The organism is Brevibacterium ihuae, assembly GCF_900184225.1.
Classification (GTDB): Bacteria; Actinomycetota; Actinomycetes; order Actinomycetales; family Brevibacteriaceae; genus Brevibacterium; species Brevibacterium ihuae.
The window spans coordinates 423,750-438,756 of sequence record NZ_FXWZ01000003.1 but is presented as its reverse complement, the minus strand read 5'-3'; the positions used below and the strand labels follow the sequence as shown (position 1 = coordinate 438,756).

Sequence of the window (15,007 nt, the reverse complement as noted above, 5' to 3'; positions counted from 1 at the left end):
GCGAAACCGCAATAAATCGCGGCGGAGCCTGGTTAGAGTCGTAGGAATCCACAGACTCAGGAGGGGCAAATGTTCGAACGGTTCACAGATCGTGCCCGTCGCGTGGTGGTCTTGGCGCAGGAAGAGGCCAAGCTGCTCAAGCACAACTACATCGGCACCGAGCACATCCTGCTCGGCCTCATCCACGAGGGCGAGGGCGTCGCCGCCAAGGCCCTCGAAGGCATGGGCATCTCCCTCGACCAGGTCCGCGACCAGGTCACCGAGATCATCGGACAGGGGCAACAGGCGCCCAGCGGGCACATCCCGTTCACCCCGCGCGCCAAGAAGGTCCTCGAGCTCAGCCTCCGCGAGGCCCTCCAGCTCGGCCACACGTACATCGGCACCGAGCACATCCTCCTCGGCCTCATCCGCGAGGGCGAGGGCGTCGCCGCGCAGGTGCTCGTCAAGCTCGGCGCGGACCTCGGCCGCGTGCGCCAGGAAGTCATCAAGCTCATCTCGGGCTACCAGGGCAAGGAGCCGGTGTCCGCCGGCGGACGCGAGGAGGGCACCCCCTCCGGCTCGCTCGTGCTCGATCAGTTCGGACGCAACCTCACCGCCGCCGCCCGCGAGGGCAAGCTCGATCCGGTCATCGGCCGCGAGGAGCAGATGCAGCGGGTCATGCAGGTGCTCTCGCGCCGGACCAAGAACAACCCCGTCCTCATCGGCGAGCCCGGCGTGGGCAAGACCGCCGTCGTCGAGGGCCTGGCCGCGAAGATCGTCAACGACGAGGTGCCGGAGACCCTCAAGGACAAGCAGCTCTACACGCTCGACCTCGGGTCGCTCGTCGCCGGCTCCCGCTACCGCGGTGACTTCGAGGAGCGCCTGAAGAAGGTGCTCAAGGAGATCCGCACCCGCGGGGACATCATCCTCTTCATCGACGAGATCCACACCCTTGTGGGCGCCGGTGCGGCGGAGGGTGCGATCGACGCGGCCTCGATCCTCAAACCGATGCTCGCCCGCGGCGAGCTCCAGACGATCGGTGCCACCACCCTCGACGAGTACCGCAAGAACATCGAGAAGGACGCCGCGCTCGAGCGCCGGTTCCAGCCGATCCAGGTGCCGGAGCCCTCGCTGTCCGACGCCATCAAGATCCTCGAGGGACTGCGGGACCGCTACGAGTCGCACCACAAGGTGACGATCACCGACAGCGCGCTCGCCGGCGCGGTCAACCTCTCCGATCGCTACATCAACGACCGGTTCCTGCCGGACAAGGCGATCGATCTCATCGACGAGGCCGGTGCGAAGCTGCGGATCTCGCGGCTGTCGACCCCGCCGGAGATCAAGGAGCTCGAGGAGAAGATCGTCGAGGCCCGCCACCGCAAGGAGGCGGCGATCGACGCGCAGGACTTCGAGCTCGCCGCGAACGAGCGCGATGCGGAGATGAAGCTCCAGACCCAGCGCGACCAGGCCGAGAAGGACTGGCGCTCGGGGGCGAAGAACGGCTCGGCCATCGTCGACGAGGAGCTCATCGCCGATGTGCTCGCCTCGGCGACCGGCATCCCGATCTTCAAGCTCACCGAGGAGGAGTCGGCCCGGCTGCTCCGCATGGAGGACGAGCTGCACAAGCGGATCATCGGCCAGGAGGACGCCATCAAGTCGGTGTCCCGGGCGATCCGCCGCACGCGCGCCGGCCTCAAGGACCCCAAACGCCCCTCGGGCTCGTTCATCTTCGCCGGCCCCACCGGCGTCGGCAAGACCGAGCTCGCCAAGGCGCTCGCGGAGTTCCTGTTCGGCGACGAGTCCTCGCTCATCTCGCTCGACATGAGCGAGTTCTCGGAGAAGCACACGGTGTCGCGGCTGTTCGGCTCGCCCCCCGGCTACGTCGGGTACGAGGAGGGCGGCCAGCTCACCGAGAAGGTGCGGCGCAAGCCGTTCTCCGTGGTCCTCTTCGACGAGGTCGAGAAGGCGCACGCGGACATCTTCAACTCGCTGCTGCAGATCCTCGAGGACGGGCGTCTGACGGATTCACAGGGTCGTGAGGTGGACTTCAAGAACACCATCATCATCATGACCACGAACCTCGGCACCCGTGACATCGCCAAGGGTCAGCAGCTCGGCTTCCAGGTCGAGGGCGACACCACGACCTCGTACGAGCGGATGAAGCAGCGGGTCAACGACGAGCTCAAGCAGCACTTCCGGCCGGAGTTCCTCAACCGCGTGGACGACACCATCGTGTTCCCGCAGCTGAGCAAGCCGGAGATCGTCAAGATCGTCGACCTGTTCCTCGCCCGTCTCGACGAGCGTCTGGCGGACAAGGGCATGAAGGTCGAGGTCACGCAGGAGGCGAAGAACCTGCTCGCCGAGCGCGGCTACGATCCGGTCCTCGGTGCGCGCCCGCTGCGCCGCACCATCCAGTCCGAGATCGAGGACCAGCTCTCCGAGCGGATCCTGTTCGACGAGCTCCGCTCCGGCCAGACCGTCAAGGTCGACGTCGAGGGCGAGGGGGCGGACGCGAAGTTCACCTTCGAGGGCGTCGAGAGCGCGCGGGTACCCGTGGCCGTGGGCGCCGACGAGTCCGCCGAGGACTCGAGCGGAGCGATCCCGGAGGCGGGTGCTGCCAACGCGGCGGCCACCTCGCACGCGGATCCGGAGGGCGACGCCCCGTCGTCCGAGGGCCCCGCGGCCGGAGGCGCCGAGCGCACCCTCTGACCCACCCCTGAAAGTGCAATTTCCTGCGGTTTCTGTGAACGAAACCGCAGGAAATTGCTGTTTGGGGGCGGCGCGGCCGTGCCCGGTCGGATCCGAGTGCGGTGGGGCGCATCCGTCGCGCCGCGGGATCTGCGCTGTCGGGCCCAGGCGGTACGCGATGCCCGGGGCACCTCGGGCCCGGGGCCGAGGCGGCACGCGAAGTTCGGGGCACCTCGGGCCTGGACCCGTGATGGCACGTGATGCCCGAGTGGTACGCAGCCTTGGTACCGAGCCGGCGTGCGACGTCCTGGTCCGAGGCGGGCTCCGCGCCGCTCGCTGAAACGTCGGGTTCGCGGTCCCGGCCCGCTGACCTTGCACAATCGTGCGGATCGGCTCACAGGAACCTTCCGAAATTGCACTCTCGGGTGTTGAATGGGCGGATGACTGGTCAACCTCCGATCTCCCCTCCGGCGCCCGAAGCGCGCGAGCTGCCGAGCGGACTCTTCCTCCGCCGGGCCCGGACGCCGGACGTGGCAGCGATCCGGGCGCTCGTCGAGCCCCTCGCCGAGGAGCGGATCCTCGTCGCCAAGGACCCGGTCAACTACTTCGAGTCCCTCCAGGAGTTCCGGCTCGTCGTTGACCGCCCCGCTGACGGGCCCGAGGTCGTCGTCGGGTGCGCGGCCCTCCATGTCCTGTGGGAAGACCTCGCCGAGGCGCGCACCGTGGCGACCCACCCGGACTACCGGGGCCGCGGGATCGGCCGCTCGCTCATGGAGCAGATCCTCGCCGACGCGCGGGACATCGGGGTGTCCCGGGTGTTCTGCCTGACCTTCGAGACCCGGTTCTTCCAGTCACTCGGCTTCGAGGAGATCTCCGGCACCCCGGTGTCACCCGAGGTGTACGTCGAGCTCCTCCACTCCCACGACGAGGGCACCGCGGAGTTCCTCGACCTCGCGCGGGTCAAGCCGAACACGCTCGGCAACTCACGGATGCTTAAGCACCTCTGACGCACCCGAGGTGCGGTCGCCACCGCCGGCCAGGCGCCGTTGCGGGCGGGCCACCAACGCAAGCGAGTCACGCCTCTGCGCACTGCTGCTCCCGCCCGCTGCGCCCGGGAAGGCCAGGCACCATCGCAGGCGCGTCACCGCCTCACCGCGGCAGGCGCAGGCGCTCCTCACCGGCGTCCCCGGCCGTTCGCTCGGCGAGGCCGTCGGCGACGAGTGCCGCGACGAGCCGCGCCACCCGTTCGGCCGAGCCGAGCGCCCGTACGCGCAGCACCGCTGCCTCGACCGGATCCGGCAGCGCGGTGAGCGCCTCGGGATCGAGGTCGGCGGTCTCCGTGACGAGCAGCGCCACAGGCACCTCCGTGTCCGGGTCCGCGCGCAGAGCGGCCATGATCGCACCCCGGAGCTGCCGGTCGGTGCCGTGCCAGGTCTGGGTGCTCGGCCGGCGCGCCGGGTCGATCGGCCGCCCGGCGTCATACCAGTCGCAGTCCCCGCGCAGCGGGCATGCCGCGCAGTCGGGATTCCGCGAGGTGCACACGAGAGCACCGAGCTCCATGAGGCCGGCGTTCCACTCGACGTGACCGGTCCCCGGGACGAGGGCCGCCGCCCAGTCCCGTTCCCTGCGGGTGGGTGCCGGTGTCGGGTGCGACCGACCGGCGAACACGCGCCCGAGCACCCGCCGGATGTTGACGTCGAGGACGGTGGCCGGCGCGCGATGGGCGAACGAGGTCACCGCCGCCGCGGTGTAGTCGCCGACCCCCGGGAGGGCGCGCAGTGCAGCCTCGCCCACGGGCACGGTGTTCCCGTGCTCCTCAGCGATCGCGACGGCGGTCTCGCGCAGCCGCAGGGCCCGGCGCGGGTAGCCCAGGGTGTCCCAGGCGAGGAGCACCTCGGCGGGGGAGGCGGCGGCGAGGTCCGCCGGGGTGGGCCAGCGGTCCATCCACTCCGTCCAGCGCGGGGCGACGCGCACCATCGGGGTCTGCTGCGACATGACCTCGCTCACGAGAATGCCCCAGGCCGAGGTCCCCGCCGCCCGCCACGGCAGGTCGCGGGCGTGGCGGGCGAACCAGTCGACCACCGTCGTGCGGACCCGCTGGAGCCGGGAATCCTCCGGGGTGCGGAGTGTCTGTCCCGGCTTTCGCTCCGGCCGATCTACTCTCTGAATGATGTCTCCTTCGTCCTGTGGCCCAGGTTCCGAACCCCCGCGCTCGTCCGGTCGCTCCGGCGCGCGTCGCACAGGGGGGTCCGCAGGCTCCGGTGGAGCCGGCCGCTCCTCGTCCGCCGGTCGCGGGGCCGGGTCGCGCAGCTCCGGCTCCGCCTCCGGGAAGTCTAGTGGGCGGAAGACCCCCGCGGCCGCGGCGAAGAGCGGCGCGACCAGCCGCCGGACCGGCACCGCAGGGGCGCGCCCCCAGCGATCGGGCGGCCGCGGCGGGGGAGCCGGTGGCGGACGTCCCCCGGGCGGGCGCGACATGTCGGCGACCTATCGCCGCCGGCGCCTCACCGTCGGGATCCTCGCCGCCCTCATCCTCGCGGTCATCGTCGTCTCGCTCGTCGTCATCGTGCAGGCGCTGCGCCAGCCCTCCGAGGAACCGGTCGCGGCGCCGACCGAGACCGCCGAGCCCACCGCACCGATGCCCAGCGGCGACGACGCGAGCGGGAAGTGCCCCACCGAGGCGATCGCGGTGTCCGCGGAGACGGATGCGGAGTCCTATGAGCCGGGCTCCACGGCGACCCTCGAGCTCGTCGTCACGAACACCCACGACGCCGCATGCATCATCTCCGTCGGCACCGCGGAGCAGACCTTCTCCGTCCGCCGCGACGGCGAGACGGTGTGGAGCTCGGACTACTGCGCCGATCCCGAGGCCGACGGCGACGCCGCCGAGGCCGAGGTGGTCTTCGCCGCCGGCTCCGAGAAGCGCTCGGCGCTGACCTGGAACATGGAGCGGGTCGACTCCGACTGCAACCGGATGGCCGAGGGGTTCGAGGGCGGGAAGTACGAACTCGTCACCGAGCTCGGCGACGCGAAGAGCGAACCGGTGGCGTTCGAGATCGTCGTGCCCGAACCCACCGAGGAGGAGAGCTCCGAGGAGGAACCCGCCGCAGACGACGGCGAGGGCTGAACCGCGGGCTGAACCGCGGACTCAGCCGCTCAGCCCTCGGTGGCCTCCTCGACGATCCGGTTGAGCCCTTCGCGGACGATCCGCGCCCGGTGCTCGCCCACGCCCTCGACGGACTTGAGCTCGGTGACGTCGGCGGCGAGGAGCTCGGTGAAGCGACCGAAGTGCTCGGCGAGCCGGTCGACGACGAGTGAGGGGACCCGTCGGATCGAGGACAGCACGCGGTAGCCGAGCGGGTACACGTGACGATCGAGCGACTCGCTCGCCGCCGAGGCGCCGATCGAGCGGGCGACGACATCGATGTCGACGAGCTCGCTGCCCGACAGTCGGGTGAGGTTGTCCATGACCCGGGCGATCTCCGCGTGCTCGGGGATCGCGTCGATGTAGTCGCGGAGCAGGTTGAACTGCACGTTGCCGAACGACCCCATGAGCTCTTCGTGCTGGAGGGTGACGAGGCGCCCGTCCTCGCCGAGCTCGAGGATGTAGGTGGAGATCTCCGCGGAGATCCGGCGCACCATCTCCTGCCGCTGGAGGACGACGAGGACGTCGGCGAGGGTGGCCCGGTCGACGACCTCGAGGTAGGTCAGGGTCGCGGTGACCTCGTCGAGGCGCGACTTGTACCGTTCGAGGGTGTCGAGCGCCTGGTTCGCGTGGGACAGGATCCGGTCGGAGACCTGGAGGACGTGGCGGCTGTTGTGGACGTAGATCTGGACGATCTGCATCGACTGGCTCACCGAGATCACGGGGAATCCGGTCTGCTTGGCCACGCGCTCGGCGGTGCGGTGGCGGGTGCCGGACTCGGTCGTCTCGATCGAGGGGTCGGGGAGCAGCTGCACTCCGGCGGAGTGGATGCGGGAGGCATTGCGATCGAGGACGATCGCACCGTCCATCTTCGCGAGCTCGCGCAGCCGGGTGGCGGAGAACTCGATGTCGATGGGGAAGCCGCCGGTGGAGATCGACTCGACCACCCGGGAGCTCCCCAGCACGATGAGTGCGCCGGTGCGTCCGCGGAGGATGCGCTCGAGGCCGTCGCGGAGCTCGGTGCCCGGGGCTGCGGCGGCGAGGGTCGAGAGCAGCAGATCGCGGCTCGCGCGGTCCTCGTCCGACTGCGGATCGAGGATGTGCGGGTTGGAATGGGTGCGCACCGAACGGCCTTTCGGGACAGAGCTGACAACTTCCCCAGCCTATCGACCGGCGTGCTTCCCGCTCCGGGGGCGCAGGTAACGAATGGAGTTCGAAATGGCGTCGGTTTCGACAAGTACCGTTGGTTACTCGCCGGTTGCCTCCCCGGAGCCCGCCCGACCCGCAGCTGCCGCGCGGCCAGCCACCGAGCCCGCACCAGCGGCTGCCGCCCCCGAGGTCGTACCCGCCGGGCCCGAGGTCGCAGCTGCCGAACCCGCGGCTGCCGCACCCGCAGTCGACTGATGCGCGGCCGGTGCCCCGGTGATGACGAGCTCGATGGCATCGACCACCGTCTCGCACTCCTTCACCCGCATCCCGGGCGGCACGCCGACGTTCTCGAGCGCCCCGCGGGCGACGACCGCGTTCGTCACCCCGAGCCGCGCGGCCTCGGCGAGCCGCAGCCCGATGTTCGGCACGTTCCGGATCTCCCCGGACAGGCTGATCTCGCCGATCGCGACGAGCCGGGAGTAGAGCGGCCGGTCCACCGCGGCGGACACGAGCGCGAGGCACACGGCGAGGTCTGCGGCGGGTTCGGCCACCCGCGCCCCGCCCACCGTCGCGACGAACACGTCGTGCTTGCCGAGCTTCGTGTACTTCGAGGTCACGGCGATGTTCATCGCCACCCGGTTGCCGTCGACCCCGCTCACCGTGCGCCGCGGACTGCCGCCGGTGGCCTCCTCGACGAGGGCCTGCACCTCGACGACCATCGGCCGTCTGCCCTCCTGGCTCACCGCCAGGCACGTCCCCGGAGCCCGGGTGTTCGAGCGGGAGAGGAACAGCCCCGAGGGGTCGGCGAGGCTCTCGATCCCCTTCTCCGTCATGTCGAAGCAGCCGACCTCGTCGGTGGGCCCGAACCGGTTCTTCGTCGCGCGCAGCAGACGCAGCCGGGAGTGCCGGTCGCCCTCGAATCCGCACACGACGTCGACGAGGTGCTCGAGCAGCCGGGGCCCGGCGACGGTGCCGTCCTTGGTGATGTGGCCCACGAGGATCGTGGGGATGCCGTGGTCCTTGGCCGCCCGGATGACCCCGGCGGCGACCTCGCGCACCTGGGTGACCCCGCCGGGCACCCCGTCGACGTCGCTCGAGGCGAGCGTCTGCACCGAGTCGATGACGAGGAGATCGGGCTGCTCCGTGCCGATCATCCCGAGCACCACGCCGAGGTCGGTCTCCGCGGCGAGGAGCAGGTCGTCCTCGAGTGCGCCGATCCGCTCCGCCCGCAGCCGCACCTGCCCCGCGGACTCCTCGCCGGTGACGTAGAGCGCCCGGCCGGCGGTGCGTGCGGTGCGGGCGGCGACGTCGAGGAGCAGGGTCGACTTGCCGACACCGGGCTCGCCGGCGAGGAGGATCACCGCCCCGGGGACGAGGCCCCCGCCGAGCACGCGGTCGAACTCGCCGACGCCGGTGGGCCGGGCGCGGGCCAGCGTGCCGTCGACCCCGGTGATCGGTGCCGCCCGGCGTCCCGCCGGAGCGGCCTTGGCCTTCGTCCGCACCGTGCTCGCAGCGGGTCCGGTCTCCTCGAAGGTGCCCCACGCCTGGCACTGGGGGCAGCGGCCGAGCCACTTGGGGTTCGAATGACCGCATTCGGTGCACGTGTACGCCATGGTCATCAGTCTGGCACGCGGCCCGGACACGCCGATGCCGCCGCTCCCCGGAGGGAACGGCGGCATCGGCGGTGGGCTGCGCGCGGCGGATCACCCGCGCCCGCAGCGATCCGGACTCAGAGGAACTCGACCCCCTGTGCGAGCGGCAGCTCGCCGGAGTAGTTGATCGTGTTCGTCGCCTGCCGCATGTAGGCCTGCCACGAATCCGTGCCGGACTCGCGGCCGCCGCCGGTCTCCTTGTTACCGCCGAACGCGCCGCCGATCTCCGCACCCGAGGTGCCGATGTTGACGTTCGCGATGCCGGTGTCCGAGCGCGCGATGAACCGCTCAGCCTCGGACAGCTCGGAGGTGAAGATCGCCGAGGACAGTCCCTGCGGCACCGCGTTGTTGAGCTCGATCGCGGCGTCGAAGTCGGTGTACTCCATGACGTAGAGGATCGGCGCGAAGGTCTCCTCCTCGACGATCTCCGTCTGCCCCGGCATCCGCACGACCGCGGGCTCGACGTAGAAGGCGTCGGCCGCCTCGTCCTCGAGCACGCGCTTCCCGCCGCACAGGATTTCCCCGCCCTGGGCCTCGGCGGCGCGCAGCGACTCCTGCATCCGCTCGAAGGACGCCTGGTTGACGAGCGGGCCGACGAGCACGCCGTCGGCGGTCGGCGAGCCGATGCTCAGGGTGCCGTAGGCGGCGACGATCTTGTCGACGAGCTCTCCGGCGATGTCGGAGTGGACGATGAGCCGGCGCAGGGTGGTGCAGCGCTGTCCTGCGGTGCCGGCGGCGGCGAACACCACGCCGCGCAGCGCGAGGTCGATGTCCGCGCTCGGGGTGACGATCGCGGCGTTGTTGCCGCCGAGCTCGAGGAGCGAGCGGCCGAACCGCTGTGCCACGCGCGGGCCGACCTCGCGACCCATCCGGACGGAGCCGGTGGCGGACACGAGCTCGACGCGCGGGTCGTCGACGAGCGGCTCGCCGATCGCGCGCTCGCCGATGAGCAGCCCGTTGAGCCCGGCCGGACCGTCGTGCTCCTCGATCGCGCGGGCGAGCAGCGCGTTCGCACCGATCGCCGACAGCGTCGACACCTCCGAGGGCTTCCACACCACGGAGTCGCCGCAGATGAGCGCGAGCGCGGTGTTCCACGAGTAGACCGCGACGGGGAAGTTGAAGGCGGAGATGATGCCCACGACGCCGAGCGGGTGCCAGGTCTCCATGAGCCGGTGGCCGGGCCGCTCGCTCGGCAGGGTCTTGCCGAACAGCTGCCGGGACTGCCCGACGGCGAGCTCGCAGATGTCGATCATCTCCTGCACCTCGCCGGCGGCCTCGGACGGGGTCTTCCCGGCTTCGAGGGTGACGAGCTTGGCGAGGTCCTCCTTGTGCTCGGTGAGGAGCTGTCCCCAGCGCTGGACGACCATGCCGCGGACCGGTGCGGGGACGTCGCGCCAGGCGAGGAACGCCTCGTGCGCCTTCCCGATCGTGTCACCGGCGGACTCGGGGGAGTCCGCCGGGAGCTGTCCGAGCACCTGACCGGTGATGGGGGAGCGCAGCGTGATCGTCTCACCGCCGGCCCCATCGCCGGCGAGCAGGGAGTCGAGGTCGACCCCGCAGGCGGAGAGCCCGCTGCGGGCGAGGTCCAGGATCGCGTCGTGGCCGGGCAGGGCGGTCGCGGTGGAAGGAGCGGTCATGGGGTGGGGTGTCCTCTCTGAACGGGATCGGTGCTGGGTTCGGTCTGGTGCCATGGTGCCATGGCTCACACGATGTTGAGCTCCACCCGCAGGGCGTCCGCGGCGAAGCGCTCGACGCTCATCGGGGAGATGTCGACGAAGGGCTCCCGGCCGAGGTAGAGGTCGCGCAGGACCTCGCCGACCGCCGGCCCCTGGAGGAATCCGTGACCGGAGAACCCGCAGGCGTAGAGGAAGCCGTCGACGTCCACGGCGGAGCCGATGAGCGCGTTGTGGTCCGGCGAGCACTCGTACAGGCCCGCCCAGCCGCGGCGGATGCACACGTCCTCGAGGGCGGGCGTCCGGTGGGCGATGAGCCGACTCAGGTGCTCGATCCATTCCGGATCGCGGTGGGTGTCGAACTCGCGCACGTCGGTGAGCTCGGGAGCGCCCATGAGCAGTCCGTCGCCCTCGGAGTGGAAGTAGTACGAGGTCGAGAAGTCGATGGTGAACGGCAGCTTCCGGGCGTCGAAGTCGACCGGCTCGGTGACCATGATCTGGCGGCGCAGCGGGGTGACCGGCAGCTCGACCCCGGCCATCGCACCGAGCGCCTGCGACCAGGCGCCTGCGGCGCACACCACGGCCGAGGTGGTGATCGGGCCGCGGCTCGTCTCGACCCCGGTCACCGCGCCGTCCTCGACGACGATGTCGGTGACCTCGGTGTGCCTGAGGACGGTGACGCCGCGGCGGCGGGCCGCGCGGGCGAATCCGGCGACCGCGGCCTCGGGGGTGCAGTGCGCGTCGTCGGGGTTGAAGGCCCCGCCCACGAGGCCGGCGGTGCTGATGACGGGGGAGAGCTCGGCGGCCTCGGCGACGGTGACCATCCGGGAGCTCTGGCCGAGCGACTGCTGGAGCGCGACGTTGCGCTCGAACCGCGCGGCGTCCTCCTCGTCGTCGAGGAGGAACAGGTAGCCGCTCGTCACGAGGTCGATGTCCTGGTCGAAATCGGAGCGGAACCGCCGGAACGTCTCGAGGCTGCGCGCGCCGAGCGCGATGTTGACCTCGTCGGAGAACTGGGAGCGGAGGCCCCCGGCGGCCTTCGAGGTCGAGCCGGAGCCGAGCTCGTCGCGCTCGACGAGGACGACGTCCTCGACCCCGGCCTCGGCGAGGTAGTGGGCCGTGGCCGTGCCCATGATGCCGCCGCCGACGATGACGACGGAGGCGTGCGTCGGAGCCACCTGTGGGGTTGATCCCGTGGTCATCGATCCTCCCGCGGTCTGGGAACTCGGTGCCGAGCGGGGCGCGGTCGCGCCCGGCCCGGGATGCGTGTGAGGCGCATCACGTTCGCTGTGCTCCCATCGTGGGGTCTCGTCATCGTTGAGACAAGCGAACAATCGTCAACTGTTCTGTCAGTAACACTGAAAGGTAGGCTCTCACCATGCAGTGGACGATGAATTGGTCGCTCGGCCAGCTCCGCACCTTCGTCGCGGTGGCCGACCATGGGACGATGACCGCGGCCGCCCGCCTGCTCGGCTACACGCCCGGGGCGGTGAGCCAGCACATGAGCGCGCTGCGCCGGGTCGTCGGGACCGACCTCGTCGTCCGCTCGGGCCGCACGCTCACCCTCACCGAGGCCGGGCGGCTGCTGCTCGGCCGTGCGCGGGCGATCCTCGCCGCCGAGGCGCAGGCCGCCGAGGCGATCCGCGGCAGGGTCGACGACAGCCTCCACGGGGTCACCCTCGGGGTGTTCGGATCCGCCTCGGTCGTGGCGTTCGGCCCCGCCGCCGCCAAGCTCGCCGGTTCCGGGATCGGTCTCCAGGCGCGCGAGGTCGACGTCGAGATCATGCCCTCGGCGGTGCTCGAGGGGCGGATCGACGTCGGGATCGGCATCGACTATCCCTCGTCCCCGCTCGCCCCGCAGCGAGGGCTGCTCATGCGGACCGTCCGCGAAGAGGCATTCAATGTCGTCACCGCCTCCCACCTGCCCGACCCGACCGCCGCGGATCTCGCCGATGGCTCGTGGATCCTCCCGCGCAACGACTCGACGTTCGGCCGGGCGATGCGCTTCGCGTGCGCGGAGCTCGGCATCGCGCCGCGGGAGTCACACATCGTCGTCGATTCGGCCGTGGCCCTCGCGATGGTCGGCAGCGGAATGGGCTTCTCGCTCGCCACGCCCGTGACGATGTCGCTCGCGCCGTCGACCGCCCGGCTCGTCCCCGGGTGGAGTGCCGGGGGCAGGCGGATCGTCGTCCTCGTGCACGAGGCGATGGCCGACCAGCCCGCGATCTCCCACGTCGTCGACGTGCTCGCAGAGGTCTTCGCCGAGCTCGTGCCGGCCGCGGACCCGGGCAGGCGGGGCTCCGGGTCCGTAGGATGACCGCATGACGTACTCGCACATATGGGATCGGATGCGGGAGCGCGACCCCGAGCACTCGGCGCGCTACGCGCAGCGCTGGCGCGACCTCGCCGCCGACGGGCGCGACCTCGACGGCGAGGCGCGCTTCATCGATGCGATGGCCGAGAGGCGCAGCCGCATCCTCGACGCCGGCTGCGGCACCGGCCGCGTCGGAGGCTACCTCGCCGAGCGCGGCCACGAGGTGGTGGGCGTCGACCTCGACGACTACCTCATCGCCGAGGCGCAGGAGACCTACCCGGCCGCCGACTGGTTTGTCGGTGACATCGCCGAGTTCGACCTCGCGGCGCTCGACGGCGGCGCCCACGAGGGGTTCGACATCATCGTCTCGGCCGGCAACGTCATGACCTTCCTCGATCCGGCCAGCCGCGCGGCGGTCATGGGCAACCTCGCTGGCGCGCTGCGCCGCGGCGGCCGCCTGGTATGCGGGTTCGGCGCCGGGCGCGGGTACGCGTTCGAGGACTTCGAGGCCGATCTCGCCGGCGCCGGGCTCTCCGTCACCGCGCGCTTCTCCACCTGGACGCTGCGGCCGTTCACCCCGCCGGGGGACTTCCTCGTCGCCGTCGCGGAAAGACCCGCCTGACCACGGCCATGTCGGATCCGCAGGGGGTTATGCCGCCGCATCCGCTGGGATCTCTGCCGTTCCCGCAGGGAGGGTGGCGGTGCCGCTGCGGTCGATCCGGGACCGGTGCGCCGGTTGCGGGGATCGTGCTCCTCGGTGCGGAATCCCGCGCTCGGTGTCCCGGCCACTCGGTGCCGCTGCCCCTTGAACGGCGAGAACCCTTCGCCGATCCACCCCACCGCCAGAACACCCCGATGAGAGGACTCCGCCATGAGCACCCGTCCCGGCAGCACCGCCGCCATCGCGAACGCGACCGGCCTGAGCTGGTCGGATATCACCGCAGCCCTCGATCACGCAGGCGGTGCCGAGGCCGACCATGCGGGACTCGCGGAGGCTGCGCACGCGCTCGTCCGCGATCTCGTCGACAACGCCGGCTGGTGGGCGCAGAGCGCGGCGGTCGCCTATGAGCAGCAGATCGGGCGCCGGGTGCCCGGCCAGTCGGGGGATGGGACCTTCCAGGTGAGCGTGTCGAAGACGGTGCCGGGCGATCCCGATGCCGCGCTCACTGCGGTCGAGGCCCTCATGGCGGGCCGGACCGGGCTCGGCGACGTGCCCTTCGCCGAGGAGCCCACCACCTCGGGCTCGGAGAAGTGGCGGTACTGGGGGGCGAGACTCGCCGACGGCCCCCGCGTGACCGCCACGATCGGTGCCAAGGCGCCGGCCCGCGGCGCCACACCCGCCGGCGGTACGGGTGAAGCGTCCGGCAGCACTGTCCGCAGTGCGGATGTCCGGAGCACGGCGGCCTTCCAGATCAGCAGACTGGACAGCGCAGGCGCCGTCGAGGACTGGCGGGCCTGGTTCAAGGACCTGCTGAAGGAGCTGCGATGAGCGCACAGCCGAAGTACACCCACGGGTACGCGGAATCGGTGATCCGCTCCCACTCGTGGCGGACCGCGCAGCGCTGCGCACCGGACCTGCTCGCACGCCTCGAGCCCGGGATGCGGATCCTCGACATCGGCTCCGGCGCCGGCACGATCACCTGCGACCTCGCCGGGCACGTGGCGCACGTGACCGCGGTGGAGCGGGCCGAGGAGAGCGCCGCGCTCACCCGCGGGGAGGCGCAGCGGCGCGGCATCGACACGATCGACGTCGTCGTCGCCGACTGCCACGCGCTGCCCTTCGCGGACGCCTCCTTCGACGCCGTCCACATCCACCAGGTGCTCCAGCACGTCGCGGATCCGGTCACCGCGCTCGCCGAGGCGATCCGCGTGGTCCGCCCGGGCGGCACCGTGTCCGTCACCGAATCCGACTACGCCGGCTTCCGCTGGCACCCCGAGTCCCCGGAGATCGGCCGCTGGCTCGAGCTCTACCGGGAGACCGCGCGCCGCAACGGCGGCGAGCCCGACGCCGGGGTGTTCCTCCGCGCCTGGACGAACGCCGCGGCACCGCGGGTGCTCGGCCACGGGCCGGCCGCCGTCGACTACCTGTCCCGGCCGTGGGTGTTCGCGAACCCGGAGGACTGCGGCTGGTGGTCCCAGACCTGGGCCGACCGCGTCTCACGCACCGCGCTCGCCGAGGACATCGTGGCCTACGGCTTCGCCTCCCAGGAGGAGCTCGAGCGCATCGCGGACGGCTGGCGCAGCTGGGGCGAGGGCCCCGACGCCTGGTTCACCGTCGCCCACAGCGTCGCTCTCATCACTCGGTAGGGCGACCGCGCCCGTCACTCGGTGACACGCGCCCCCACCTGGCCGCTCACTCGCGCGCCCTCACCGTCGAACTGCGGAGTATCCAGAACGCGACGCGCAATTG

12 protein-coding genes are annotated in these 15,007 nt (G+C 71.4%); 7 read left to right on the top strand and 5 right to left on the bottom strand.

Features of this window, described 5'->3' with window-relative positions; all coding sequences use genetic code 11:
* The first annotated feature begins 69 nt into the window (after window positions 1–69).
* On the top strand, window positions 70–2,688 hold the full coding sequence (locus tag C1A17_RS07410; protein WP_101652304.1) for an ATP-dependent Clp protease ATP-binding subunit: 2,619 nt from the start codon (window positions 70–72) through the stop codon (window positions 2,686–2,688).
* A 419-nt stretch (window positions 2,689–3,107) separates the two neighbouring features.
* Window positions 3,108–3,674: an amino-acid N-acetyltransferase gene (locus C1A17_RS07405; RefSeq protein WP_101652302.1), complete on the top strand. Its 567-nt coding sequence runs from the start codon at window positions 3,108–3,110 to the stop codon at window positions 3,672–3,674.
* Window positions 3,675–3,816: 142 nt separating this feature from the next.
* Here the strand turns inward: C1A17_RS07405 and C1A17_RS07400 are convergent, their stop codons facing one another.
* Entirely contained in the window at window positions 3,817–4,749 is a 933-nt protein-coding gene (locus C1A17_RS07400; RefSeq protein ID WP_245873568.1) for an HhH-GPD family protein, read from the bottom strand.
* A 391-nt stretch (window positions 4,750–5,140) separates the two neighbouring features.
* Here C1A17_RS07400 and C1A17_RS07395 point away from each other — a divergent pair, with 391 nt between their 5' ends.
* Window positions 5,141–5,791, top strand: a complete 651-nt coding sequence (locus tag C1A17_RS07395; RefSeq protein WP_101652298.1) for a hypothetical protein — start codon at window positions 5,141–5,143, stop codon at window positions 5,789–5,791.
* A gap of 29 nt (window positions 5,792–5,820) precedes the next feature.
* On the opposite strand, the gene disA is transcribed toward C1A17_RS07395, so the two are convergent.
* From disA to C1A17_RS07375, 4 genes are all read right to left on the bottom strand, one after another.
* A complete protein-coding gene (gene disA, locus C1A17_RS07390; protein WP_342750302.1) occupies window positions 5,821–6,933 on the bottom strand; it encodes a DNA integrity scanning diadenylate cyclase DisA in 1,113 nt (370 codons plus the stop codon).
* 123 nt (window positions 6,934–7,056) lie between these two features.
* Window positions 7,057–8,571: a DNA repair protein RadA gene (gene radA, locus C1A17_RS07385; protein ID WP_180953242.1), complete on the bottom strand. Its 1,515-nt coding sequence runs from the start codon at window positions 8,569–8,571 to the stop codon at window positions 7,057–7,059.
* 116 nt (window positions 8,572–8,687) lie between these two features.
* Window positions 8,688–10,247: an L-piperidine-6-carboxylate dehydrogenase gene (gene amaB, locus C1A17_RS07380; RefSeq protein ID WP_101652296.1), complete on the bottom strand. Its 1,560-nt coding sequence runs from the start codon at window positions 10,245–10,247 to the stop codon at window positions 8,688–8,690.
* Between the two features lie 65 nt (window positions 10,248–10,312).
* The gene (locus C1A17_RS07375; RefSeq protein WP_101652295.1) at window positions 10,313–11,485 is read right to left on the bottom strand and encodes an NAD(P)/FAD-dependent oxidoreductase; all 1,173 of its coding nucleotides are present in this window, start codon (window positions 11,483–11,485) and stop codon (window positions 10,313–10,315) included.
* Between the two features lie 176 nt (window positions 11,486–11,661).
* Between C1A17_RS07375 and C1A17_RS07370 the strand changes: the two genes are divergently transcribed.
* From C1A17_RS07370 to C1A17_RS07355, 4 genes are all read left to right on the top strand, one after another.
* Entirely contained in the window at window positions 11,662–12,600 is a 939-nt protein-coding gene (locus C1A17_RS07370; RefSeq protein WP_245873565.1) for a LysR family transcriptional regulator, read from the top strand.
* A 4-nt stretch (window positions 12,601–12,604) separates the two neighbouring features.
* Window positions 12,605–13,219, top strand: coding sequence for a class I SAM-dependent methyltransferase (locus tag C1A17_RS07365; protein WP_101652293.1), 615 nt, complete (start codon window positions 12,605–12,607; stop codon window positions 13,217–13,219).
* Between the two features lie 249 nt (window positions 13,220–13,468).
* The gene (locus tag C1A17_RS07360) at window positions 13,469–14,086 is read left to right on the top strand and encodes a hypothetical protein (RefSeq protein ID WP_101652291.1); all 618 of its coding nucleotides are present in this window, start codon (window positions 13,469–13,471) and stop codon (window positions 14,084–14,086) included.
* Window positions 14,083–14,904, top strand: coding sequence for a class I SAM-dependent methyltransferase (locus C1A17_RS07355; RefSeq protein ID WP_101652289.1), 822 nt, complete (start codon window positions 14,083–14,085; stop codon window positions 14,902–14,904). The genes C1A17_RS07360 and C1A17_RS07355 overlap by 4 nt, the downstream gene beginning before the upstream one ends.
* Window positions 14,905–15,007 lie beyond the last annotated feature (103 nt).